The organism is Bradyrhizobium sp. CAR08 (assembly GCF_052871955.1).
In genome coordinates this window covers 108,861-130,904 of sequence record NZ_JBIXJX010000010.1, presented here as the reverse complement: position 1 = coordinate 130,904, position 22,044 = coordinate 108,861, and the positions used below count along the sequence as shown (strand labels likewise).

Sequence of the window (22,044 nt, the reverse complement as noted above, 5' to 3'; positions counted from 1 at the left end):
AGACTCGGAGTGGCCAATTGGTGCCACAACTTCTCCCGGGGTAATGGGTCCTGGCTTTCGCCAGGACGACACCGAGGCCTCACTGGCTTGCCCACACGATCCGCGCGATCCACACCACCTCGCTCGCCGCCATCCTGCGTTCGGCCTGCGTCGCATCGAGCGGCTGCAAATCCAGAGCCTTTGCGGTGCGGCGCTTCAGCGTCGCCACCGTCAGCTCGCCCGCGTTGGTCTTCACCACCACGCGATCGCCTTTGTGGATCGGCGCGCCGGGCGCGACCAGGATGATGTCGCCGTCGCGATAGGCGGGCGCAAGCGCTTCGCCGGACATCTGCAGCGCGAAGCTATGGTTGCCCTCGAAGGCGGGAAGGGCAAATTCGGTCCAGCCCTTGCCGACGGGAAAGCCGGACTCGTCGAAGGCGCCGCTCGCGCCCGCCAGCGCGAAGCCGAGCAGCGGCACCGAACGGCCGCCGCCTGCCTCGTCGCCGACCAGCCTGGCAAAAATGTCGATCGACGAATCTGCCGCCGCCAGCGCTTTCGCGATCGATTCGGTCGAGGGCCAGCGCTCGCGGCCGTCGGAGGTAACGCGCTTGGACTTGTTGAAGGTGGTGGGATCGAGCCCGGCGCGCTTGGCGAGGCCGGACGGCGACAGGCCGGCACGCGCCGCCAGCCGATCCAGCGCGCCCCAGATCTGGTCGTGGGTGAGCATCCTCTGCGCTTTGGCCTGCCTGACCATGGAAGGTCCAGCCCGTCGCAACTCAGGAAAACTATCCTCAAATCAATCGGTTTTCCGTTTTCGGTGCAAGAGGCGGCGTCTAAGTCTTGAGTTCGGCAGGGGTGGCCTTTACGGTCCCGCCCGGGATTTAACGACCCACGAGAGACGAAAATCCCCAGGAGACTCAAAGAGCTGTCTCCCCGGGCAAACAGGGCTGCGTAAGCGGTGGTCAAGATCTACAAAATCTGTCCGGCCTCGGCCTGGCGCGAGGCGGAACGGCAGGGCGTTTATCGCGGCAGCGCGGACGATTCGCGCGATGGATTCATCCATTTCTCGACCGCCGCCCAGGTTCCCGAGACCCTGCAGAAGCATTATGTCGGGCAGCGCGCGCTGTTCCTGGTGGAGGTCGACGGCGATGCGCTCGGCAGCGCGTTGCGCTGGGAGCGCTCGCGCAATGAGGAGCTGTTTCCGCATCTCTATGGCGAGCTCGATCTCGGCGCGGTGATGGCTGTGATGAACCTCAACACGCGCTCCGACGGCGGCCATGATGTTCCGGAGCTTGCCCCGTGATCCGCGCTTTCGACGCTCTCTCGCTGCCGGTGCTGCGTTGGCTCGATCCGGAGGATGCGCATCGCCTCGCGATCCAGGGCCTGCGCTTCCTGCCGCCGGGCAAGCCGCACGCTGACGATCCCAAGCTTGCGGTGCGTGCGTTCGGGCTCAACTTCCCCAATCCGATCGGCATGGCCGCGGGCTTCGACAAGAGCGCCGAAGTGCCGGATGCGCTGCTGCGGCTCGGCTTCGGCTTCGTCGAGATCGGCTCGGTGACGCCGAAGCCGCAAAGCGGCAATCCGCGACCGCGGCTGTTTCGTCTGGAGCGCGACGAGGCCGTGATCAACCGCATGGGCTTCAACAATGACGGTGCGGAGACAGCCCTGCGCCGGCTTGCGGCGCGCGCGCAGCACGGCGGCATCGTCGGCGTCAATGTCGGCGCCAACAAGGATTCGCCCGATCGGGTCAATGATTACGTCAAGCTGATCGAGACCTTTGCGCCGGTCGCGAGCTATTTCACCGTCAACGTCTCCTCGCCGAACACGCCGGGCCTGCGCAATCTGCAGGAAGGCGCGCTGCTCGACGATCTCCTCGCCAGGGTGATCGACGCGCGCCAGCGGGTGCGCGAGAGCGCCGGCGACACGCCGGTGCTGCTCAAGATCGCGCCGGATTTGAGCCTCGCCCAGCTCGACGACGTCGTGCAGGTCGCGCGCTCGCGCCGGGTCGATGGCATGATCGTATCGAACACCACGATCGCGCGGCCGAGTACGCTGCGCGAGGAGATGCGCGCCAAGGAGCAGGGCGGCCTGTCCGGCCGGCCGCTGTTCCGGCTGTCGACGCGGATGGTCGCGGAGACCTATGTGCGCGTCGAGGGCGCATTCCCCCTGATCGGTGTCGGGGGGGTGGACTCGGGCGGCGCCGCGCTGACGAAGATCCGCGCCGGCGCGAGCCTGATCCAGCTCTATTCGTCGCTGGTCTACAAGGGCCTCGGCATCGTCGACGAGATCAAGCGTGACCTCGCCTCGACCCTATTGCGGACGGGGCGGGATTCTCTCTCCGAGATCGTCGGCTCCGACGCCGCCACGCTGACGGCGGAAGACTGGCCGGGGATGTAGGCGGTCTCGTGCCACGAGCGCAGCGCAGCACGTTAGTGATGCACTGCTGAACCGGGGCCCACGCTCGCGGCATTCTGGGTCCCGGCTCCGCGCAGCAGCGTTTCACCCTGCAGCGTGTCCGGGACACGAGAGCTACGACCTCGAAAACGTCTTCCTGTACAGCGCCGGATAGCGCGCGGCCTGCAAGCCGCCGCGCGAGACGTAGGAGGCGATCAGCGCGCTCCACAGCCCGGCATTGCCGAACGATTGCAGCGCCCACCATGTGGCGAGGAAGATCGCGAGCGAGGCCAGCATCAGATTGCGCATCTCACGCGCCCAGGTCGCGCCGATATAGATGCCGTCGAAGCCGAAGGCGAACACGCCGGGAATCGGCGCGAGCACGACGAACGGCAGGAATTCCCGCGCGCCGCGACGGACGCTTTCGCTCGCCGTCATGAAATCGATTAAGTTCGGCCCGAATACCGCGAATAGCGCGGACACGACCAGCGCGAAGCCGAGCCCCCATAGCAGCACCAGCCGGGTCGAATCAGCAAATCCCCTGGCGTCGCGTGCGCCGAGCGTACGGCCGCAAAGCTGCTGGGCTGCGTTCGCTAGACCATCGAGAAAGAAGGCGCTGACCAGCAGAAAATTGTTGAGCACGGAATTCGCGGCCAGCGTGACGTCGCCGGCCCGCGCGCCCTTGGCGGTGAAGAACAAGAACACGGCGATCAGCGCCGCGGTACGGATCAGGATGTCGGAATTCACGGCCAGCAGCCGCATCAGCTTGGCCCGGTCGAACAGCTCTGCGTACGGCACCGCGAACCCACCGTCCGCATAGCGGCGGCAGACGATCATGCCGAGGCCGAATCCGGCCGCTTCAGACAGCAGCGCTGCGATCGCAGCACCTGCGATGCCGGTGTCGTAGACCAGCACCAGCAGGATCGTCGCCGCCGCGTTGACGAGATTGATGACGATTTGGAGCGCGAGCGCCGGGTTGGCGCGAGCCTGGCCGACCAGCCAGCCCAGGATAACATAATTGACGAGCGCCAGCGGCGCCGACCAGATCCGGATCACGAAGTAGGTTTTCGCCGCGCGCGTGACGCCTTCGCTGCCGCCCATCAGGTCGAACAGCACGGTGGCCAGCGGCAGTTGCAGCGCGATCAGTGCTACGCCGATCAAGCCGGCGACGATGAAGCCGCGCACCAGGATCGCGGTCAGCTCGCGCGTCTCGCCGGCGCCGAGCGCCTGCGCCGTGAAGGCGAGCGTGCTCATGCGCAGGAAACCGAACAGCCAGAACAGGCAATCGAAGATGACGGACGCGATGGCGACGCCGCCGAGCAGCGCGGCGTCGTCCAGCCGTCCGATCGCGGTGGTCGAGACCACGCCGATCAGTGGCGTGGTGAGGTTGGCGACCATCGCCGGGCCTGCGATGGCGAAGACCTGACGGGAACCGATCTTCAAGTGAACGGGTGCGTGCATGTCAGAACACGAGCACCATGCCGTCTTCGGCGGCGAGATGGGCGATGTCGTCGAGGCGCGACAGCACGTCTTCGCTCATATGGGTGAGCACGAGGCGTTTTGCGCCGATTTCGGGAAGGTGCTGTTCCAAGGTCGTCAGGCTGAGGTGATTCTTGACCACCTTCTCGTACATATAGGCTTCGGCGATGAAAAGGTCGGCGCCATGCGCCAGCGGAATGAGCGTCTCCGTCCATTCGGTATCGGCGCTGTAGGCCAGCGTGCGACCCTCGGCTTCGACGCGATAAGCGAGGAACGGTCCACCGGATTCGCCGTGCACGACGGGATAGGGCGTCACCGTCACCGCGCCGAAGCTTTGGCTCTGCTCGGGCGCGAGCTCGACGACGGACAGCTCGAAGCGCTGTTTCGTCTTCGAGGAGTGCTCGAACAGAGCCTCCATCACCTCACGCAGCCGCGTCTCGATGCCTTTGGGGCCGGCGATCGTGAGCGGCCGCGTCCGCCGCGAGAATTGTGCGTCGAGCAGGACAAACGGCAGCCCGGCAAAATGGTCGCCGTGGAAATGCGTGATCAGGATGAGATCGATCTCATTGCGGTCGATCTCCAGCCGCTTCAGTGCCGGCAAAGCCGACGCGCCGCAATCGATCAGGAAGTTGGCTTCGCGCCCCGAGACGTGGAAGCAGGTATTGAGCCTGCCGCCGGATCCGAAGGCGTCGCCGCAGCCGACAAAGCGCAATTGCATCGGCCGCCAGCTCCAAATCCTTTACCTGCGTGGCGCGCCGAAAACGCGCATCAGCAGCCAGATCGGAATCACGATGACAGCGCCGAGCAGGAAGTAGCGCCACAGCCAGTTCACGGTATCGAAGCCGAGATCCCACAAACGCTGGAACAGAAGACGAATGCTTAAGATGATATTCCAGGGGTCGAAGCCGATCGCCGCCAGCACGACGCCGACGAGGATCGAGAGCAGCACCAGGCGAAACGCGACCGCCAGCGGCGAGCCGCCGAGAAAGCGGTGCAGGCCGTCACTGCGGCCGGCCGGCAAATCTCTGACGTCGTGGGCCATCTCAAACTCCTCAGGGGATTCGACCTATCATAGGGCAAGGCGGGGACATGGGGAACCTGTGAGGGGGCGTCAATCGGCTTACGGGATTTTAATTCAGGCAAGCACACGCCCGGGGCTTCTTAAGCCTCAACCTCGGCCGCCTCCGCTTTCAGCATCTTTTCCAGCGTTTCCAGCCGGTCGGCCTCCCGCGGCGGCTTGTCCCAGCGCAGCCGGCTGATGCGGGGAAAGCGCATCGCGACGCCGGATTTGTGCCGTGGTGAGCGCTGCAGCCCCTCGAAGGCGACCTCCAGCACCAGCCCCTTGTCTGGCTCGTGCACGACGTGGCGGACGGGGCCGAATTTTTCGGTGGTATTGCGACGCACGAAGCGGTCGATCTGGAGCAGCTCCTCGTCCGTGAAGCCGAAATAGGCTTTTCCAACCGGCACCAGTTCGTCACTGCCCGGCCCTGCGGTCCAAACGCCGAAGGTGTAGTCGGAATAGTAGGACGAGCGCTTGCCGTGGCCGCGCTGCGCATACATCAGCACGGCGTCGATGATGTGCGGATCGCGCTTCCATTTCCACCATTGTCCCTTCGGCCGCCCCGGCAGATAGGGTGCGTCGCGCCGCTTCAGCATCACGCCTTCGACGGCGTCCGCGTCCTCGCCCGCACCAGCGCTGGCGGGATCGGCGCGTGCTGCGGTCAGCGCCTCCCAGCTTGCGAAGGCGACGGTGGGCGACAGATTGATGCGGGGATCGTCGAGCTTACCGATGAAGGTCTCCAGCCGTTCGCGCCGCTCCGCGAAAGGCAGCTCGCGCAAATCGTTCTCGTCGTCGCCGAGCAGATCGTAGGCGCGCAGATGAATCGGAAATTCCTTGATCAGCTTCGGAGACACGACCTTGCGGTTGAGCCGCTGCTGCAGAACATTGAAACTTTGCACGCGCCCTTCGCGCAGGATCAGAAGCTCGCCGTCGATGGCGCCGGGCAGCCGCAGCGACGGCACGAGGTCCGGAAAGCTCCCGGTGATGTCCTCGCCGGTGCGCGAATAGAGCCGAGCGGTGATGTGGCCGTGCTCGTCGCGGCCGGCCACCGCCTGCACGCGGATGCCGTCCCATTTCCATTCGGCGATGTAGTCGGCGGGATCGAGTGCAGCGAAATCGGTGTCCTCGATCGCATGCGCCAGCATGACAGGACGGAACGGCGCGGGATCGCGATTGACTGGCTTGTCGCCGCGGCCTTCCAGCCAGGCGAACAGGTCGAGATAAGGCGGCGCGAGACCGGGCCAGATCAGCTCGACCTCATGCGGGTCCTTGTCGCCGAGCGCGGCGGCCGCGGTCTTTGCCAGGCGCGCGGAGATGCCGATGCGCAACGCGCCGGTGACGAGCTTCAACAGCGCCCAGCGGCCGGTCTCATCCAATTCGTCGAGCCAGCGCTCGAGCTGCTTCGGCAGCTCGGTCTTGCCGAGGGTGCGCAGCGTGGTGACGACCTCGGTGAGGGTTGGGGGAGGTGGGTTGTTGTGGACACCCACGGCCTTCGGCCACATCAGCGCGATCGTCTCGGAGAGATCGCCTACATAGTCCCAGGATAGGCCGAACAAGACCGGGTCAGTTCGCTGGGCGATAAGATCGCGCAGCAGAGAAGGTTTTGCGTGCTTGAAACTCAGCGCACCGGTCAGCGCGGCCAGCGCGTAGCCGCGATCGGGATCGGCGACCTCGCGAAAATAACTCGTGATCAGCCGCAGCTTGTTGTTGCGGCCGGGTTCGTAGGCGAGGCGGTCGAGAAGCTCGGCGAAGCGGTTCATGCTTCGGCCTCGTCAGCGAGCGGCGTCTCGGTCTCCTCCTCGTCGCCATAGCCGACGAGATCGAGCGGCCGCGACCGCAAACCCTTGCTTTGGCACCAATGCACCAGCGCGTCTTCCTGGCCATGGGTAACCCAGATCTCGCCGGCACCGGTCGCGGCGATCGTGGCGGTGAGGCCGTACCAATCGGCGTGATCCGAGATCACCAGCGGCAGCTCGATGCCGCGTTGCCGCGCGCGGGCGCGCACCCGCATCCAGCCAGAGGCGAATGCCGTGACGGGATCGGGAAACCGGCGGGTCCAGAGATCGGATGTTGCAGAGGGCGGCGCCAGCGTGATGGTGCCGGCGAGCGCCGCCTTCTTGACGCCCTTCGCCGGCCGCAACTCGCCGAGCTCGATTCCGCGGCTCTGATAGTAATGCGTGATCTTCTCCATCGCGCCATGCAGATAGATCGGCGCGTCGTAACCCGCTTGGCGCAGCAGCGCGATCACGCGCTGCGCCTTGCCGAGCGAATAGGCGCCAACGAGATGCGCGCGCTCCGGAAACAGCGCCACCGACGCCAGCAGCTTCTTGACCTCGTCGGCCGCATCGCCATGGCGAAACACCGGCAGGCCGAATGTCGCCTCGGTGATGAAGACGTCGCAGGGCACGAGCTCGAACGGCGTGCAGGTCGGGTCGGGTGCATCCTTGTAGTCGCCGGAGGCGACGATGCAGGTGTCCTTGCAGGTCACCGCGACCTGCGCCGAACCGAGCACATGGCCGGCCGGATGAAACTTCACGCTGACGTCGCCGAGCCGGATCTCCTCGCCATAGCGGATCGCTTGTGTCGAGCCGGCAAAATTCTCGCCATAGCGCAGCCGCATCATGTCCAGCGTTTCCTGCGTCGCCAGCACCGCGCCGTGGCCGGCGCGGGCATGGTCGGAATGGCCGTGGGTGATCACGGCCCGCTCGACCGGCCGGACGGGGTCGATATGGAAGCCGCCCGGCTTACAGCATAGGCCGGCGGCAACTGGCAGCAGGATGTCTTGCGGACGCATGCCTGTTATATAGGTCGCGACCCCGCATCTTCGAGTCATCACCGCTTCGTTCCCTGGTTCCCACAATGCCCCTGCGCTTGTTCCTGACCTCCGGCGATCTCATGGCCGACCGCCGCTTCGAGTTCGCGCGCGACCTCCAGCTCAAGGGCGATCTGGCGGCCGCCGCCGACCTGCTGGAGCAGACCATCGAGATTGCGCCGAATTTCACCTCGGCCTGGTTCACGCTCGGCGAAATCCGCGCGCAACTCGGCGAGCGCGACAAGGCCATTGCGGCCTTTCGCAAATCGCGCGAGTCCGACCCGAGCGATCAGCATGGCGCTCATCTGCATCTGATACGCCTCGGCGATGCGCAATTGTCCGAGATGCCCAAGGCCTATGTGCAGGCCTTGTTCGATCAATACGCCCCGCGCTTCGAGCACGTGCTGATCAACGATCTCGGCTATCGCGCGCCGTCGCTGATCTTCAAGGCGGTGGTGGCTGCCCGCGTCGCCGCGAAGAAGCCCGCCCTGTTCAAGCGCGCCATCGATCTCGGCTGCGGTACGGGGCTCGCGGCCGCCGCCTTCGCCAAACAGGTCGACCAGTTCATCGGCATCGACCTGTCGCCCGGCATGATCAAGGAGGCGCGAGCCACCGGCCTCTATGCCGAGCTCGAAGTCGCCGACATGATCGAAGGCCTGCGCAGCAGGAGCGAGGCGAGCGCAAACCTCGTCGTCGCTGCCGATGCGTTCGTCTATCTCCCCGATCTCGCACCGGTGCTCAGTGAAGCCGGGCGCGTGCTCGCGCCCGGCGGCGTGCTTGCGTTCACGCTGGAGACCCATGGCGGCAGCGGCATCGTTCTCGGCGAAGGCCTGCGCTATGCCCATTCGGCGGAATATGTGCGCGATGCGATGGCGAAGGCCGGTCTCAAGCTCCTCACATTGGAGCAGGCCTCGCCACGCACCGAGAACAACGAACCGGTGGGCGGCCTCGTCTTGGTCGCCGAGAAAACTTGAGTTTAGGCGCTATAAGCGGCGCTTTAAGCGTCATTGCGTCGCAAAGCCGCGACTTCCCACTTGCGAGCCGTGCGGCGATGCCAGCACAATGCGCGCACCAGGGAGAAACAAACAATGACCAGGAATCCATCGCGGCGCGATTTCAGCGCCGCCGCGCTCGCGACCATCGCGGCCTCCACCTTGCCCGCGCCCTATGTCTGGGCCGCGGAGAAGAAATACGATTCCGGCGCCAGCGACACCGAGATCAAGATCGGGCAGACCGTGCCGCATTCCGGCCCCGGCTCGCTCTACGGCGTGCTCGGGCGGGTCGGCGAGGCCTATTTCCAGATGCTGAACGAAAAGGGCGGCATCAACGGACGCAAGGTCAAATTCCTCACCATGGATGATGCCTACAGCGCGCCGAAATGCGTCGAGGCGACGCGGCGCCTGGTCGAGCAGGAGGAGGTGCTCGCGCTCTACGGCTCGCTCGGCACCGCGCCGCAGACCGCCGTGCACAAATACCTCAACTCGAAGGGCGTGCCGCAGTTGCTGCTCAACACCGGCGCGTCGAAGTGGAATAACCCGAAAGAGTTCAAATGGACGATGGCGGGCTTGCCGCTCTATCCGACCGAGGCGCGGATCCTGGCGCGGCACGTCGTCAGCGTGAAGCCGAACGCGAAGGTCGGCATCCTGTACCAGAACGACGATTTCGGCCGCGACTTCCTCGGCCCCTTCAAGAAGGTTCTGGAAGACGCCGGCGGCACCGCCAAGGTGATCATGGAGCAGACCTACGATCTGACCGATCCGACGGTCGATTCCCAGCTCATCAACCTCTCGAAGTCGGGTGCGGACGTCTTCTACAACATCTCCACCGGCAAGGCCTCGTCGCAGTCGATCCGGAAAGTAGCCGAGCTCGGCTGGAAGCCGCTGCAGCTGCTGTCGGCCGGCTCGACCGGCCGCTCCATCCTCAATGCCGCGGGCCTCGAGAACGCCGCCGGCATCGTCGCCATTCGCTACAACAAGGAAGTCGGCCTGCCCAAATGGGAGAAGGACCCCGACGTCATGGCGTTCGAGGAGCTGCGCAAGAAGTACACGCCGGCGATCGATCAAGACAACACCATCGCCTTCGCCGGCTACGGCCAAGCCGTCACCATGGGCGAGATCCTGCGCCGCTGCGGCGACGAGCTCACCCGTGCCAACGTGCTGAAGCAGGCCTCCAACCTCAAGCGCTTCCACTCGCCTTATTTCCTCGACGGCGTCACCTACGACTACACGCCTGACGATTACACGCCGATGAAGACGCTCTTCATCTCCACCTTCACCGGCAAGGACTGGGACATCTCCGACAAGCCGATGTCGGAGTAGGGGCGCTTTCTTCTCCCCTTGTGGGAGAAGATGGCGCGAAGCGCCGGATGAGGGGGCTTTCTCCGCGTACTCGAACGATGCTCTTTCGCGGAGAGATACCCCTCACCCGTCTCGCCGCTTCGCGGCGATCCACCCTCTCCCACAAGGGGAGAGGGAACGGCAGTATCGCCCTCGTCGTTCACCCCCTCGACGAACCCGTCCCCACGGCTTACCTGTGATGCCGTGCCGCCCCGCATCCGCAAAATCCCGGCCGAGCCTGCCGCGCTGTTGCCCGACCGCTTCAAGGCGTGGTTCGCGGCCCGCGGCTGGTCGCCGCGCGCGCATCAATTGGCGCTGCTGGAAAAGGCGCGCGAGGACCGATCCGCATTGCTGATCGCGCCCACCGGCGCCGGCAAGACGCTGGCGGGATTCCTGCCGACGCTGGTGGAGCTGAGCTCCGCGCCCAAAGCTTCGGCGAAATCGGTGATCTCCACCGGCCGCAGTCTGCAACGCACCGGCGGCCTGCACACGCTCTACATCTCGCCGCTCAAGGCGCTCGCGGTCGATATCGCGCGCAACCTCGAGCGTCCCGTCGCCGAGATGGCGCTGCCGATCAAAATCGAGACCCGCACCGGCGACACCCCAACGTCGCGGCGGCAGCGGCAGCGGCGCTATCCGCCGGACATTTTGCTGACGACGCCGGAGCAGCTTGCGCTGCTGCTGTCCTCCGATGATGCGCCGTTTCTGTTTTCCTCCTTGAAGCGCATCGTGCTCGACGAGCTGCATGCGCTGGTGACGTCCAAGCGCGGTGATCTGCTCTCCCTTGGGCTCGCGCGGCTGTGGCGATTGGCGCCGCAGATGCGCGCCATCGGCCTGTCGGCGACCGTGGCCGAGCCTGAATCGCTGGCGCGCTTCCTGGTGCCGCAGCCCGGCGGCAAGGAAGCGGTGGCCGACATCGTCCTTGCGGGCGGCGCCGCACCGCCGCTGGTCGAGATGATGGACACGCGCGAACGCCTGCCCTGGGCCGGCCACAGCGCGCGCCATGCGCTTCCCGAGATCTACGAGCTGATCAAGGCGAACAAGACCACGCTGGTCTTCGTCAATACCCGCAGCCAGGCCGAGATGCTGTTCCAGAACCTCTGGAGCATGAACGACGACAATCTTGCCATCGCGCTGCATCACGGCTCGCTCGACGTCGCCCAGCGCCGCAAGGTCGAGGACGCCATGTCAGCGGGCAGATTGCGCGGCGTGGTCTGTACCTCCTCGCTCGATCTCGGCGTCGACTGGGGCGACGTCGATCTCGTCGTCAATATCGGCGCGCCCAAGGGCTCCTCGCGCCTGATGCAGCGCATCGGCCGCGCCAACCACCGGCTCGACGAAGCCTCGCGCGCGGTGCTGGTGCCCGCGAACCGATTCGAGGTGCTGGAGTGCCGCGTCGCGATCGACGCCATCGCGGAGAATGCGCAGGACACGCCGCCGCTGCGCCTGGGTGCGCTCGATGTGCTGGCCCAGCACGTGCTCGGCTGCGCCTGCGGCGAGCCGTTTTTCTCCGACGAGCTTTACGGTGAGGTGCGCACCGCCGCGCCCTACGCCGATCTCACGCGGCAGGACTTCGACGACGTGGTCGATTTCGTCGCCTCCGGCGGCTACGCGCTGAAGACCTATGAGCGTTTCGCGCGTATCAAGCAGGACAAGGAGGGACGCTGGCGCGTCGCCAATCCCAGGGTGCGGCAGAGCTACCGCATGAATGTCGGCACCATCGTCGAGGACGACATGCTGAAGGTGCGGCTGGTGCGCTCGCGCGGCGGAGGTCAAGGAAAAGCAGGCGGGTCGACCGGCGTGATCGCGCGCGGCGGCAGGCTGCTCGGCGAGATCGAGGAAGCCTTCATCGAAGGCCTCAGCCCGGGCGACACCTTCGTGTTCTCAGGCGAGGTGGTGCGCTACGAGACCCTGGTCGAAGACCAGGTCTATGTCTCGCGCGCCAACGACAAGGACCCGAAAGTGCCGTCCTATATGGGCGGCAAGTTTCCGCTCTCGACCTATCTTGCCGAACGGGTTCGCCGCCTGCTCGATGACGGGCGCGCGTGGGGCGCCCTGCCGGAGCAGGTGCGCGACTGGCTGTCGCTGCAAAAGGACGTCTCGCGCGTGCCGGCGGTGCGCGAGCTGCTGGTCGAGAGTTTTCCCCGCGCCAACAAGCATTACATCGTCTGCTATCCCTTCGAAGGCCGTCTCGCGCATCAGACGCTCGGCATGCTCTTGACGCGTCGGCTGGAGCGCGCCCGCGCCCGGCCGCTCGGTTTCGTCGCCAACGAATATGCGATCGCGGTCTGGGCGCTCGGCGACATGTCCTCCATGATCCGGGACGGCAGGATCGACCTCGACGCGCTGTTCGATCCCGACATGCTCGGCGACGACCTCGAAGCGTGGCTCGCCGAATCCGCGCTGATGAAGCGCACGTTCCGCAATTGCGCGATCATCTCCGGCCTGATTGCGCGGCGGCACACCGGTGAGGAGAAGAGCCGCCGTCAGGTGCTGTTCTCGACCGATCTCGTTTACGACGTCCTGCGCAAGCACCAGGCCGATCACGTGCTGTTGCGCGCCGCCCGCGCCGATGCCGCCACTGGCCTGCTCGATCTGCTCCGCCTCAGCGACATGCTCACCCGCATCCGGGGCCGCATCACGCATCGGGAACTCGACCACGTCTCCCCGCTCGCCGTCCCTGTGATGCTGGAAATCGGCCGCGAGTCAGTCTATGGCGAAGCTGGAGACGAGCTCCTGGCGGAGGCCGCCGACGAGCTCGTCAAAGAGGCGATGGGATAACAGCAGGTTTTGACGTGGGGGCAGGCGCGCTGGTTTCAGGGGATATCGAGGACATGCGCGTTTCGAATGTCAGCATCAGCAGCGTGACCTTCGCGGCCGATCTCTCCGGCGCGCTATTCTGGGAAGAGCAGCGCCTGCTCGTCGTCTCCGACCTGCATCTGGAAAAAGGTTCCAGCTTCGCCATGCGCGGCGTGCTGCTGCCGCCTTACGACACCATCGCGACGCTCAGTCGTCTCGCTGCTGTCATCTCCCGCCATGATCCCCGAATCGTCATTGCTCTCGGCGACAGTTTTCACGATCGCACGGCGCATGGACGGCTGTCGGCGGAGGATCGCGACGTGGTCGCCGCCTTGCAGGCTGGCCGCGACTGGATCTGGATCTCAGGCAATCACGATCCGGCGCTGCCGCGTGATCTCGGCGGCACCGTTGCCGACGAAGTCGCGATTGGCCCGATCACCTTCCGCCATGAGCCGACCGGCGCGAGCGGCGAGATCGCCGGCCATCTCCATCCCAAGGCGCGCGTCTCCGCGCGCGGTCGCTCGATGGAGCGCCGCTGCTTCGCCTGCGACGGCGAGCGCGCCGTGATGCCCGCCTTCGGCGCCTATGCCGGCGGCCTCAGCATCCGCGATGTTGCATTTGCAAAGATCTTTCCGAAGAACGGTTTTGTCGCGCACCTGCTCGGCGACCGCCGCGTCCACGCGATCGCCGCGTCACGGTGCAGCTAAGCCGCCTTCGCCTGCACGTCGTCGCAAAACTCAGCCAGCCGGTCCGCCAGCCGCAGCGTCGCGGGGCTCGCGCCCGGCGCGGCCATCAACGCGACTTCGGTCCGGTTGATCGGCGCAAAGCCGTCCTTCGCTGTCAGCACGCGGTGGTCGGACTGGATCGCCATCTCCGACAGGATGCTCAAGCCCATGCCGGCCGCGACCGCGGCCTGGATGCCGGCGAGGCTCGATGAGGTATAGGACATGTGCCAAGGCCGGCCCGCGCTTTCCAGCGCGTGGATGGCGCCGGCGCGGTAGAGGCAGCCGAGCGGAAAGCCGATCAGCGGAACGGAGGCGACATCGGCGTGGATCGGGTGGCTTTTGCTGGTCACCCAGTGCACCTGCTCCGGCCACACCGCAATCGCGCCTTTCTCACCGGCCGCGCGCTTGAACAGCGCGAGATCGAGCTCGCCGCGATCGAGGTCGCGGGCGAGATTCTTGCTCTGGTCGGCGCGCACATCGAGCCGCAGGCCCGGATGCGAGCGCGAGAACGCGCCGAGCAGCTTCGCCAGCCGATACGCCGCGAAATCCTCGGGGATGCCGAGCCGGATCGCGCCTTCGCCGTCAGGCTGGCGCAGCACGTCGCGCGCCTCTTCCGCAAGCGACAACAGCCGCCGCGCATAGGACAGCAATCGTTCGCCGGCTTCGGTTGGACGCACGTCCTTGCCGTCACGATGCAGCAGAACCTGGCCGACATCCTCCTCCAGCCGCTTGATCTGCTGGCTGACGGTCGATTGCGTCCGATGGACGCGCTCGCCGGCGCGGGTGAAGCCGCCGGCATCGACCACCGAGACGAAGCTGCGCAGGAGCTCCAGATCGAGCATGGGCGCCTCCATTCGAAAATCCACTGGCAGTAAGTTAATCATTTAATTTCCAAATGACAAGCCGGCTCCCTAGATCGAGGGCTCAGGAGAATGTCCCTCATGTCGCTCGCCCCCTCGCTTGCCGTTCCGCGCAGCCACTTCAACACGCTGCCGCTGGCCATCGGCCTGTTCTGCCTGCTCTGGAGCTACGCCTTCGTCGCCGGCAAGATCGGCGTCACCCATTGCCCGCCGCTGATCCTGCTCGCCGCGCGCTTCTCGCTCGCCGGCATCTTGATCATCGGTGCCACGCTGGTCCGCGGCGACGACTGGTCGCTGTCCTGGCGCGATGCCGCGATCTTCGCCGTGCTCGGCGTCGCCAACAACGCGCTCTATCTCGGCCTCGGCTACACCGGGCTGCAATCGGTCTCCGCCGGCCTCGGCGGCCTGATCGTGTCGGCCAATCCGGTGTTCACGGCGGGCCTCGCCGCGCTGCTGCTCGGCGAAGGCGTGACCTGGCGCAAGGCGAGCGGACTTCTGCTCGGCATCATCGGCGTGACCCTGATCGTCTGGCATCGCCTGTCGGTCGGTACCGATTCATGGCACGGCATCGTCTTCACCCTGGCCTCGCTTGCCTCCCTCGTCGCCGGCACCATCCTGTTCAAGCTGCTCGCGCCGAAGGGCTCGCTGTGGATCGGCAATGGCGTGCAGAATCTCGCCGCAGGCATCGTGCTGACGCCGGTGGCGCTGACCTTCGCGGATGTTCATGCCATCGACTTCACGCCGGGCCTGATCGGCGCCTTCGCCTTCCTCGTGCTCGGCGGCTCGATCCTGGCGTACTGGCTCTGGTTTCATCTCTTGAAAGTGTGTGGCGCGACGGCTGCCAGTGCCTATCATTTCCTGATGCCGCCGCTCGGCATGCTGTTTGCGTATCTCGTGCTCGGCGAGCACGTCGAGGCGCGCGATCTGCTCGGAATCATTCCGGTCGCACTCGGCATCTACCTGGTGACGCGGCCCGCCAAATCCGTCTCGTAAGAGGAGTCCATCATGCCCATTTCCATCACCCTGATCGGCGGTCCCACTGCGCTGATCGAGATCGATGGCTTCCGTTTGCTCACCGATCCGACCTTCGATGACGCGCACACCGCCTATCAGCTGCCGCATGTGAAGCTGGAGAAGACGATCGGCCCTGCGCTCAAGGCCGATGCGATCGGCCCGATCGATGCCGTGCTGCTCAGCCACGACCAGCATTCGGACAATCTCGACAATTCCGGCCGCGACTTTCTCAAACATGTGAAGCGCGTGCTGACCACCGAGGCCGGCGCGCAGCGCCTCGGCGGGCATGTCGAAGGTTTGGCGCCGTGGGGCACGGCGCATCTGAAAGATCGTGACGGCAACTCGCTGACGATCACCGCGACCCCGGCGCGTCACGGCCCGGCCGGCATCGAGCCGCTGTCAGGCGACGTCATCGGCTTCGTGGTGTCGTCGAGCCGGACCGACACCACATCGGTCTACATCAGCGGCGACACCACCTGGTTCGACGGCGTCGCCGAGGTCGCGCGCCGTTTCAAATGCGGCGTGGTGATGCCTTTCGCCGGCGCCGCGCAAACGCGCGGGCCGTTTCATCTGACCATGGACACCAACGACACCATCGAGACCGCGCGCGCCTTCCCCGATGCGATGATCGTGCCGGTTCATACGGAGGGTTGGGCGCATTTCCGCCAGAACAGCGAGGATCTACGCAAGACCTTCGACGTGCTCGGCTTCGGGACGCGGCTGCGATTGCTCGAGCCCGGCGTGCCGACGGTGGTGCAGGCGCCGTAGCCCCGACTGTCATGCCCCGGCTTGACCGGGGCATCCAGTACGCCGCGGCGGTAATTGTGAGAGCGAGTCGCCTAACGCAGGCCTCTGGAATACTGGGTCGCCCGGTCGAGCCGGCCGACGACGAGAGGAGAGAGCGTAGTCTCCTCAATCCTTGCGAAACACGATCGAAGCCATCCATCCCGTCATCAGCGCCATCGCGGCGGTGACGAGGCCGTAGATCAGGCCGTTCTGCCGCGCGGTGGTGGCGACGAACTGCTCGAAGCCGACCTTGACGATCTCGAACGCGGTCTCGGTCTTGCCGATGAACGCGCCGTCGGCAAACAGCTTGATCTCCACCTCGTAAGTGCCGATCGGCACCTCCGCCGGCAGCGGAATGCCGGTGCGGAACAGCGTCGGCGTCAGGAACGTCACCGCGCTCGGATCCTCGCGGTAGAGACCGCGCTGGGTGCGCAGGCGGATGAAGGCGGAGCGGAATACGTCGTTCGGCACCACATCGGCATAGTCGCCGCTGACACGCTGGGTCAGCAGCACGTTGTTAAGCCCGATCTGCTGGCGCCGCGCGATCTCGGGCGAGGTGATGACATCGAAGGAGCGGTTGGCAAACAGCGCGAGATAGCTCGGCACCTCCAGGAACTGGCGGTAGTCGGTGTTGATCCAGATCCCGAAGGTGCGCTCCTTGCGCCGCGTCACCATCTCGGCGCGCGGGCCCATCACGGTGACGACGAGATCGTAGCTCTTGCGATCGGCGGGCGTGGAGGCGTCCTTCTCGACCGAACCGAACAACACCAGCTCCTCGCCGGAATAGTTCGGCGTCACCGTGACGCGGTGGTTGGAGACCGACACGATCAGCCGCTCGGCGCGTGCGGCGGAGCCGAGCAGCAGAACGAGCAGGACTGCGAGAACTGCGCGCATCATCCGTTCACTCCCAGCTCGCGGATGGTGAAGAGATCCTCTGGCCGGATCACCAGCTCGATGGCGAAGCGGACGCCGACCGAGAGGATCAGCAGGCCGAGCAGCAGCCGCAGCTGCTCGCCGCGGATCTTCTGACCGGCGCGTGCGCCGAACTGCGCGCCGGTGACACCGCCGACCATCAGGATCAGCGCCAGCACCGCGTCGACGAGGTGATTGGTCACCGCATGCAGCAGGGTCGCAAACAGCATCGTGACCAGCGTCAGGACCATCGAGGTGCCGATCACCGTCGAGGTCGGCACCCGCAGCAGATAGATCATGATCGGCACCAGGATGAAGCCGCCGCCGATGCCCATGATGGCGCCGATGAAGCCGATCAGGACGCCGATGATCACGACCGGAATGACCGAGAGGTATATCTTGGAACGCTTGAACCGCATCTTCAGCGGCAGGCCATGGATCCAGTTGTGGGTGCGTCGTGGCGGCACCGCGCCGCGCCGGGTCCGCATTAGGGCGCGCAGGCCTTCGGAGAACATCAGGCTGCCGACGGTGGTGAGCAGCACGACGTAGGACAGTGCGATCATCAGATCGAGCTGGCCGAGCGCACGCAGCTGCGTGAAGGTCCACACGCCCAGCGCCGTCCCGGTCACGCCGCCGCATAACAGCACGCTTGCCAGCGCTGGGTCGATCGCGCGTCGCCGCCAATAGGCGAGCGCGCCGGAAAAGGACGAGGCGGCGATGTGGCTCGCGACGGAGGCGACCGCGACCGCCGGCGTGATGCCGATGAAGATCAAAAGCGGCGTCATCAGGAAGCCGCCGCCGATCCCGAACATGCCGGAGACGAAGCCGACCGCCGCGCCCATCGCTAGCACGAGGAAGACATTGACCGGAAGATCGGCGATCGGGAGATAGAGCTGCATCGAGAGACCACGCTTCCCGCGAGACGGATCGATTGCGCGGAATGCTCGCAGGAGGGCAGAACGATTGCCGCGCCCTTCAATAGCGGAATTCGGTGGCCGGCGGGACCAGGAATTTCAGGCGTGGTGAATGGGCTAAGAGAGATCAGATCACGGCTCGCAGCGAACCGAGCATTCCGCCACCTTCTCCGCCGTCATGCCCCGGCTTGACCGGGGCATCCACTATGCCGCAGCTTCTGGAATACTGGGTCGCCCGGTCAAGCCGGGCGACGACAAGAGGAGGAAAGCGTACTAAACCGATTAATGCACAGCCGAGGCCGCGCGCTTGGCGGCAACCGGCTTCGGCGCAGGCTTCGCGTTGGCCTGCGGGGCGCTGTCCCAGCCGCCGTTCGGGGCCGCAACATTGACGGCGTCGTCGGGCTGCGGTTCGGCGCTGAAGGTCTGGATCGCGAGCTTGGCGGCGGCGAGCGATTGCGGGTCGAGCCGCTTGGCGACGTCGTCGCGCTTGCCGGCCGCGTCCGCATCGCCCTGGGCGGCGGCGAGCGTGAACCATTTATAGGACTCGGCGAGGTTCTGCTCGACCCCGATGCCGCGGGCATAGAGGATGCCGAGGTTGAACTGGCTGTCGGCGACGCCGCGGTCGGCGGCCTTCCGGAACCACAGTGCCGCGCTCTTGTAATTGGCTCCGCGTCCGCCGCCATCGGCGTCGAGCACCGCGAGATTGTGCATCGCCTTGGCGTTGCCGCGCTCGGCCGCCTGCGTGTAGTAGCGGCGGGCGATGTCGGCGTCCTTCTTCACGCCAAGACCCTTTTCGTAGAGTGTCCCGAGGCGGAAGGTTGCGGGCACGACGCCGGCCTGCGCCGCACGGTCGTACCATTTGGCGGCTTCGTCGTAATTCGCGGCCACGCCCTTGCCCTCGGCAAAGCGCACGCCGATCTCGTAGGCCGCGGTCGCATCGCCCTTCATCGCGGCGGTGCGCAAGCCGGGGCCACCGATGCCGTCAGGCAGCTTTTCGCTCGGCGGCACCTGGATCATCGCGAGTTTCGCGCGGCTCGTGCCCGACAGCGCGCCGGTGACGTCGCTCGACGCCGCAGGCGGGGTTGGCGCCGCGGTTTGCGGGATTTCGACCGTAGCGGTGCCGCTCGGGCTCGTCACGGACCCCGGCGCGGCATTGTTCTGCGACTGCTTTCCGATCGGCGTCGGCGAGGTCATCGAGGGCGTGACCTGCTCTGGCGCGGCGGGCTTGTTCTCAATGGACGGCAGGGCTCGCGGCGCGGGCTCGCTCGACGTATTCTCCATCGCCTGCGGCGCTGGCGACGAGCTGCTGCCATCGAGCAGGTTCATCGCCATCTTGAAGGTGCCGAGCACGATCACGACCACGCTCGCGCCGACCAGCAGCGAGCGGATCTTCGAGGTGATGGTCGACCCGCCTTCCTGGCCCTTGTCCTTGGCGCGGCCGGCAGACGCCTTGGCGGCCCGGCCGGTTTTCTCGGGTGGCTGCGCGGCGGCGGCTTGCGCTGCGCGGCGCGCGGCAGCGATGAAGCTCGACGACGACACCGGCTCCTTGGGCGCGGCCGGGATTTCGCTGATTGCGCTTTCGGACGCAGCGATGCGCTCGGACGGCGTGGCGACGCGGCCACCCGGCCTTGTGCCCGGCTCGAGCGGATGATCCGGCGGCAGTTCGGGCGCAAGCGCGGCGCGCGTGGGCGCGGTATGCGGCTCCAGGATTTCGCTGATCGCGCGTGGCGGAACCGGCGGTGCCATCGGCATCGGCGGCGGCGCCGCCGGCGCGGCGGCTTGGAATTCGCGCGGCGCGGCGGCGAAGGCGGCGTGCGCCGCCTGCGCGGCGGCTGGATTGGGCAGCTCGGGCTTCGGATCGTATTTCGGGTGCTGCTGTTGCTGCGGCCGCGGCTCGTGCGCCATCGGCGCGGGCGCCATGGGAGCGGCCATCGGCATCGGCATCGGCATCGGCTGCGCCGCAGGGGCGGGCGGCGCGGTGCGCACATTGCGAAGATCGCCCTCGATCATCGAGAGACGATCGACGACGTGGCCAAGGGCGTTGTGGACGGCCTCCAGCGAATCCTGGGTGGTCCGGTTGGTCTCGGCCTGGCTGAAGCGGATGTCGGAGAGCTCGCGCTTGACGAGATCGACCATGCCGGAATCGGCGGGCGGCGCGGAGTTGCGGCTCTCCGCCAGCGCGGAATAGGTCGCCTGCTGCCGCTCCAGGTGGCGCAGGATGTCGTGCAGCCCGTCCTCGACGCGGCTGAAATTTCCGTTGCGCGGATCGGAGGCGGCCTCGAGCCGCTCCAGCAGATACGAGACCCGCTGTTCAAGATGAGCGAAGGTCGAAGCCGAGTCGTTGCCGACCTGCATGCGATCGAAACGGTCGGACAGGGCGCGGATCGCGCTTTCGAGCTGCTCGCTGCTCTCGGGTGGTTGAGGGCGCTCGCGCGTTTCCAGAGCGGCGGTGAGCGCCGCGATGCGCTGTTCCAGCACCGCAAAACTGTCGCCTTGGCCGGACGCACGGGTGACCTGGTCGACCTTGGACGACAGCAGCTGCACGTCGTCCGAGAGCCGTGCCAGCGCTTCGTTGGAGGCAACGTTGGAGACGATGCCACGCAGCGCCGAGATCGCGCCTTCGAGCTGGCGGACCGTGGAAGGATCGTCATTGGCGCGCAGGATTAGATCGAGCTTGGCGCCGAGATTGCGGATCGCCTCGTCATAGCCGGTGAGCTGCTCGGCCGGCGTCAGCGTGCGGAGCACCTGCTTGATCTCGGACAGCGCGTGCTCGATGCCGGACAGGACCTGACCGTCGGTGCCGTTGGAGCGGGTCTCGTCGATGCGCCGATGCAGCGAGCGGATCTCGTTCTCGATCGATTCGATCGCGCGGCGCGGCATCGCCTCGGTGATGGCGTTGCGGATCTCCGCAAGCTCGCTGCGGAAAGTGTTGATCGCCTGCTCGGTATTGTCAGGGCGCTGCAGCGATTCGATCTGGCTCGTGATCTTGAGCAGATGGCGCTCAAGCGCAGAGAAATCCGGCCCCGGCTGGGGTGGCGGCGGAGCATAGGCAGGCGCGGGCGGCGCCATCGGGGGCGCGTAAGGAGCTGCCGCGGGCGCGATCGGCGGCGCGGCGCGCGGCGGCATCTGCCTGGGCGTAAAGCCGTCGAGCTCGCTCTGCCGTGCGGTGATCTCGGCCACCGCGACGTCGAACGAAGCGGGGCTCAGGGGCGGTGAGTTGCGATAGACCTGTGCTGCCGCGCGCTCGACCGCATCGGCCTGGCGCTGGCGCGTTTCAACCGGGGCCTGTCGCTGTGCCGGAGCCTGCTGCGGCTTTGAGATTTGCGACAGCCTTGCATCGAGCCGCGAGATCGCGTCGTTGAGCTGGCGCGCAACGCCCTGCTCGCGCGAAACGTCTTGTCGCGGAGTATCTTGTCGCGAAGAATCTTGCCGCGGCGCGGGCTTTGAAATCCGCTCGATCTGCTGGGTGATGGCGTCGAGCCGCTGGTGGATGTCGGCAACTTCGCGGCTTTCCTGGCTCGGTGCTTGAGTCGGTACCTGGCTCGGGACGTTCTGGGCTTGCGGGCGCTGGTCGTAAGGTCCGCGAAAGTTCGGCGGGGCGGTCTCGCCGAGCGTGGAGTTCAGCCAATCGTTGAGTGACATGCCGGCGCGACGCGCAGCAGCTTCGGCCCGCTCCCGGACGGATGGATCGATGCCGTCAACACTCCACGATACGCGCGAATTCATGACTCTGTCCGGTTCCGACTCCGGCGCCCCACCCGGCGCCTCCAGTCTTCCCTCGCGTGCCGGTTGCAAAGACAATCGGATTTGGCGCGGGTCGTCTGCCTCGAAAACCGACTTTTGTCTGTTACGGTAAATAACGGGTTAAGGAACCCGTTGACGGTGTCTTAAAGTTGGGCGGCGGGAACGGAGTGCGATCGTTGTGGCGCTCGTCCGCTCGCCAAAATAACGGTGTCATGCCCCGCGAAGGCGGG

At 66.1% G+C, this 22,044-nt stretch carries 18 protein-coding genes; 8 read left to right on the top strand and 10 right to left on the bottom strand.

Features of this window, described 5'->3' with window-relative positions; translation table 11 throughout:
* Positions 1 to 79 precede the first annotated feature (79 nt).
* Positions 80 to 733 (bottom strand): S24 family peptidase, encoded by a 654-nt coding sequence (locus tag ACIPUD_RS21840; protein ID WP_018460038.1) that lies wholly within the window; start codon positions 731 to 733, stop codon positions 80 to 82.
* A gap of 204 nt (positions 734 to 937) precedes the next feature.
* Here ACIPUD_RS21840 and ACIPUD_RS21835 point away from each other — a divergent pair, with 204 nt between their 5' ends.
* Entirely contained in the window at positions 938 to 1,282 is a 345-nt protein-coding gene (locus ACIPUD_RS21835) for a DUF952 domain-containing protein (protein WP_018460037.1), read from the top strand.
* Positions 1,279 to 2,376 carry a quinone-dependent dihydroorotate dehydrogenase gene (locus ACIPUD_RS21830; protein WP_018460036.1) on the top strand — a complete coding sequence of 366 codons (1,098 nt, stop codon included), beginning with the start codon at positions 1,279 to 1,281 and terminating at the stop codon, positions 2,374 to 2,376. Before ACIPUD_RS21835 ends, ACIPUD_RS21830 begins: the two co-directional genes overlap by 4 nt.
* A gap of 132 nt (positions 2,377 to 2,508) precedes the next feature.
* Here the strand turns inward: ACIPUD_RS21830 and ACIPUD_RS21825 are convergent, their stop codons facing one another.
* From ACIPUD_RS21825 to ACIPUD_RS21805, 5 genes are all read right to left on the bottom strand, one after another.
* On the bottom strand, positions 2,509 to 3,834 hold the full coding sequence (locus ACIPUD_RS21825; RefSeq protein WP_446481519.1) for an MATE family efflux transporter: 1,326 nt from the start codon (positions 3,832 to 3,834) through the stop codon (positions 2,509 to 2,511).
* Position 3,835: 1 nt separating this feature from the next.
* Complete coding sequence (locus ACIPUD_RS21820; RefSeq protein ID WP_018460034.1) at positions 3,836 to 4,570, bottom strand: MBL fold metallo-hydrolase; 735 nt, start codon at positions 4,568 to 4,570, stop codon at positions 3,836 to 3,838.
* Positions 4,571 to 4,591: 21 nt separating this feature from the next.
* Positions 4,592 to 4,894 carry a DUF6460 domain-containing protein gene (locus tag ACIPUD_RS21815; RefSeq protein ID WP_018460033.1) on the bottom strand — a complete coding sequence of 101 codons (303 nt, stop codon included), beginning with the start codon at positions 4,892 to 4,894 and terminating at the stop codon, positions 4,592 to 4,594.
* A 119-nt stretch (positions 4,895 to 5,013) separates the two neighbouring features.
* Entirely contained in the window at positions 5,014 to 6,672 is a 1,659-nt protein-coding gene (locus ACIPUD_RS21810; RefSeq protein ID WP_446481518.1) for an ATP-dependent DNA ligase, read from the bottom strand.
* Positions 6,669 to 7,706, bottom strand: coding sequence for a ligase-associated DNA damage response exonuclease (locus tag ACIPUD_RS21805; protein WP_085351991.1), 1,038 nt, complete (start codon positions 7,704 to 7,706; stop codon positions 6,669 to 6,671). Before ACIPUD_RS21805 ends, ACIPUD_RS21810 begins: the two co-directional genes overlap by 4 nt.
* Positions 7,707 to 7,771: 65 nt before the next feature.
* Here ACIPUD_RS21805 and ACIPUD_RS21800 point away from each other — a divergent pair, with 65 nt between their 5' ends.
* The 4 genes from ACIPUD_RS21800 to pdeM all read left to right on the top strand — a co-directional run bounded on the left by ACIPUD_RS21800 (position 7,772) and on the right by pdeM (position 13,566).
* On the top strand, positions 7,772 to 8,698 hold the full coding sequence (locus ACIPUD_RS21800) for a methyltransferase domain-containing protein (RefSeq protein WP_085351990.1): 927 nt from the start codon (positions 7,772 to 7,774) through the stop codon (positions 8,696 to 8,698).
* 114 nt (positions 8,699 to 8,812) lie between these two features.
* A complete protein-coding gene (locus tag ACIPUD_RS21795; RefSeq protein WP_166517648.1) occupies positions 8,813 to 10,042 on the top strand; it encodes an ABC transporter substrate-binding protein in 1,230 nt (409 codons plus the stop codon).
* A gap of 222 nt (positions 10,043 to 10,264) precedes the next feature.
* A complete protein-coding gene (locus tag ACIPUD_RS21790; protein ID WP_446481517.1) occupies positions 10,265 to 12,841 on the top strand; it encodes a ligase-associated DNA damage response DEXH box helicase in 2,577 nt (858 codons plus the stop codon).
* Between the two features lie 53 nt (positions 12,842 to 12,894).
* A complete protein-coding gene (gene pdeM / locus ACIPUD_RS21785) occupies positions 12,895 to 13,566 on the top strand; it encodes a ligase-associated DNA damage response endonuclease PdeM (RefSeq protein WP_377828457.1) in 672 nt (223 codons plus the stop codon).
* On the opposite strand, the gene ACIPUD_RS21780 is transcribed toward pdeM, so the two are convergent.
* Positions 13,563 to 14,426 carry a LysR family transcriptional regulator gene (locus tag ACIPUD_RS21780; protein ID WP_166520850.1) on the bottom strand — a complete coding sequence of 288 codons (864 nt, stop codon included), beginning with the start codon at positions 14,424 to 14,426 and terminating at the stop codon, positions 13,563 to 13,565. The genes pdeM and ACIPUD_RS21780 overlap by 4 nt on opposite strands.
* Before the next feature lie 99 nt (positions 14,427 to 14,525).
* Here ACIPUD_RS21780 and ACIPUD_RS21775 point away from each other — a divergent pair, with 99 nt between their 5' ends.
* On the top strand, positions 14,526 to 15,437 hold the full coding sequence (locus tag ACIPUD_RS21775; protein ID WP_085352030.1) for a DMT family transporter: 912 nt from the start codon (positions 14,526 to 14,528) through the stop codon (positions 15,435 to 15,437).
* 12 nt (positions 15,438 to 15,449) lie between these two features.
* Positions 15,450 to 16,226, top strand: coding sequence for an MBL fold metallo-hydrolase (locus ACIPUD_RS21770; protein WP_018460024.1), 777 nt, complete (start codon positions 15,450 to 15,452; stop codon positions 16,224 to 16,226).
* A 144-nt stretch (positions 16,227 to 16,370) separates the two neighbouring features.
* On the opposite strand, the gene ACIPUD_RS21765 is transcribed toward ACIPUD_RS21770, so the two are convergent.
* The 3 genes from ACIPUD_RS21765 to ACIPUD_RS21755 all read right to left on the bottom strand — a co-directional run bounded on the left by ACIPUD_RS21765 (position 16,371) and on the right by ACIPUD_RS21755 (position 21,796).
* On the bottom strand, positions 16,371 to 17,141 hold the full coding sequence (locus tag ACIPUD_RS21765; protein ID WP_085351985.1) for a TIGR02186 family protein: 771 nt from the start codon (positions 17,139 to 17,141) through the stop codon (positions 16,371 to 16,373).
* Entirely contained in the window at positions 17,138 to 18,055 is a 918-nt protein-coding gene (locus ACIPUD_RS21760; protein ID WP_018460022.1) for a sulfite exporter TauE/SafE family protein, read from the bottom strand. Before ACIPUD_RS21760 ends, ACIPUD_RS21765 begins: the two co-directional genes overlap by 4 nt.
* Before the next feature lie 297 nt (positions 18,056 to 18,352).
* Positions 18,353 to 21,796: a hypothetical protein gene (locus ACIPUD_RS21755; protein ID WP_446481516.1), complete on the bottom strand. Its 3,444-nt coding sequence runs from the start codon at positions 21,794 to 21,796 to the stop codon at positions 18,353 to 18,355.
* Positions 21,797 to 22,044 lie beyond the last annotated feature (248 nt).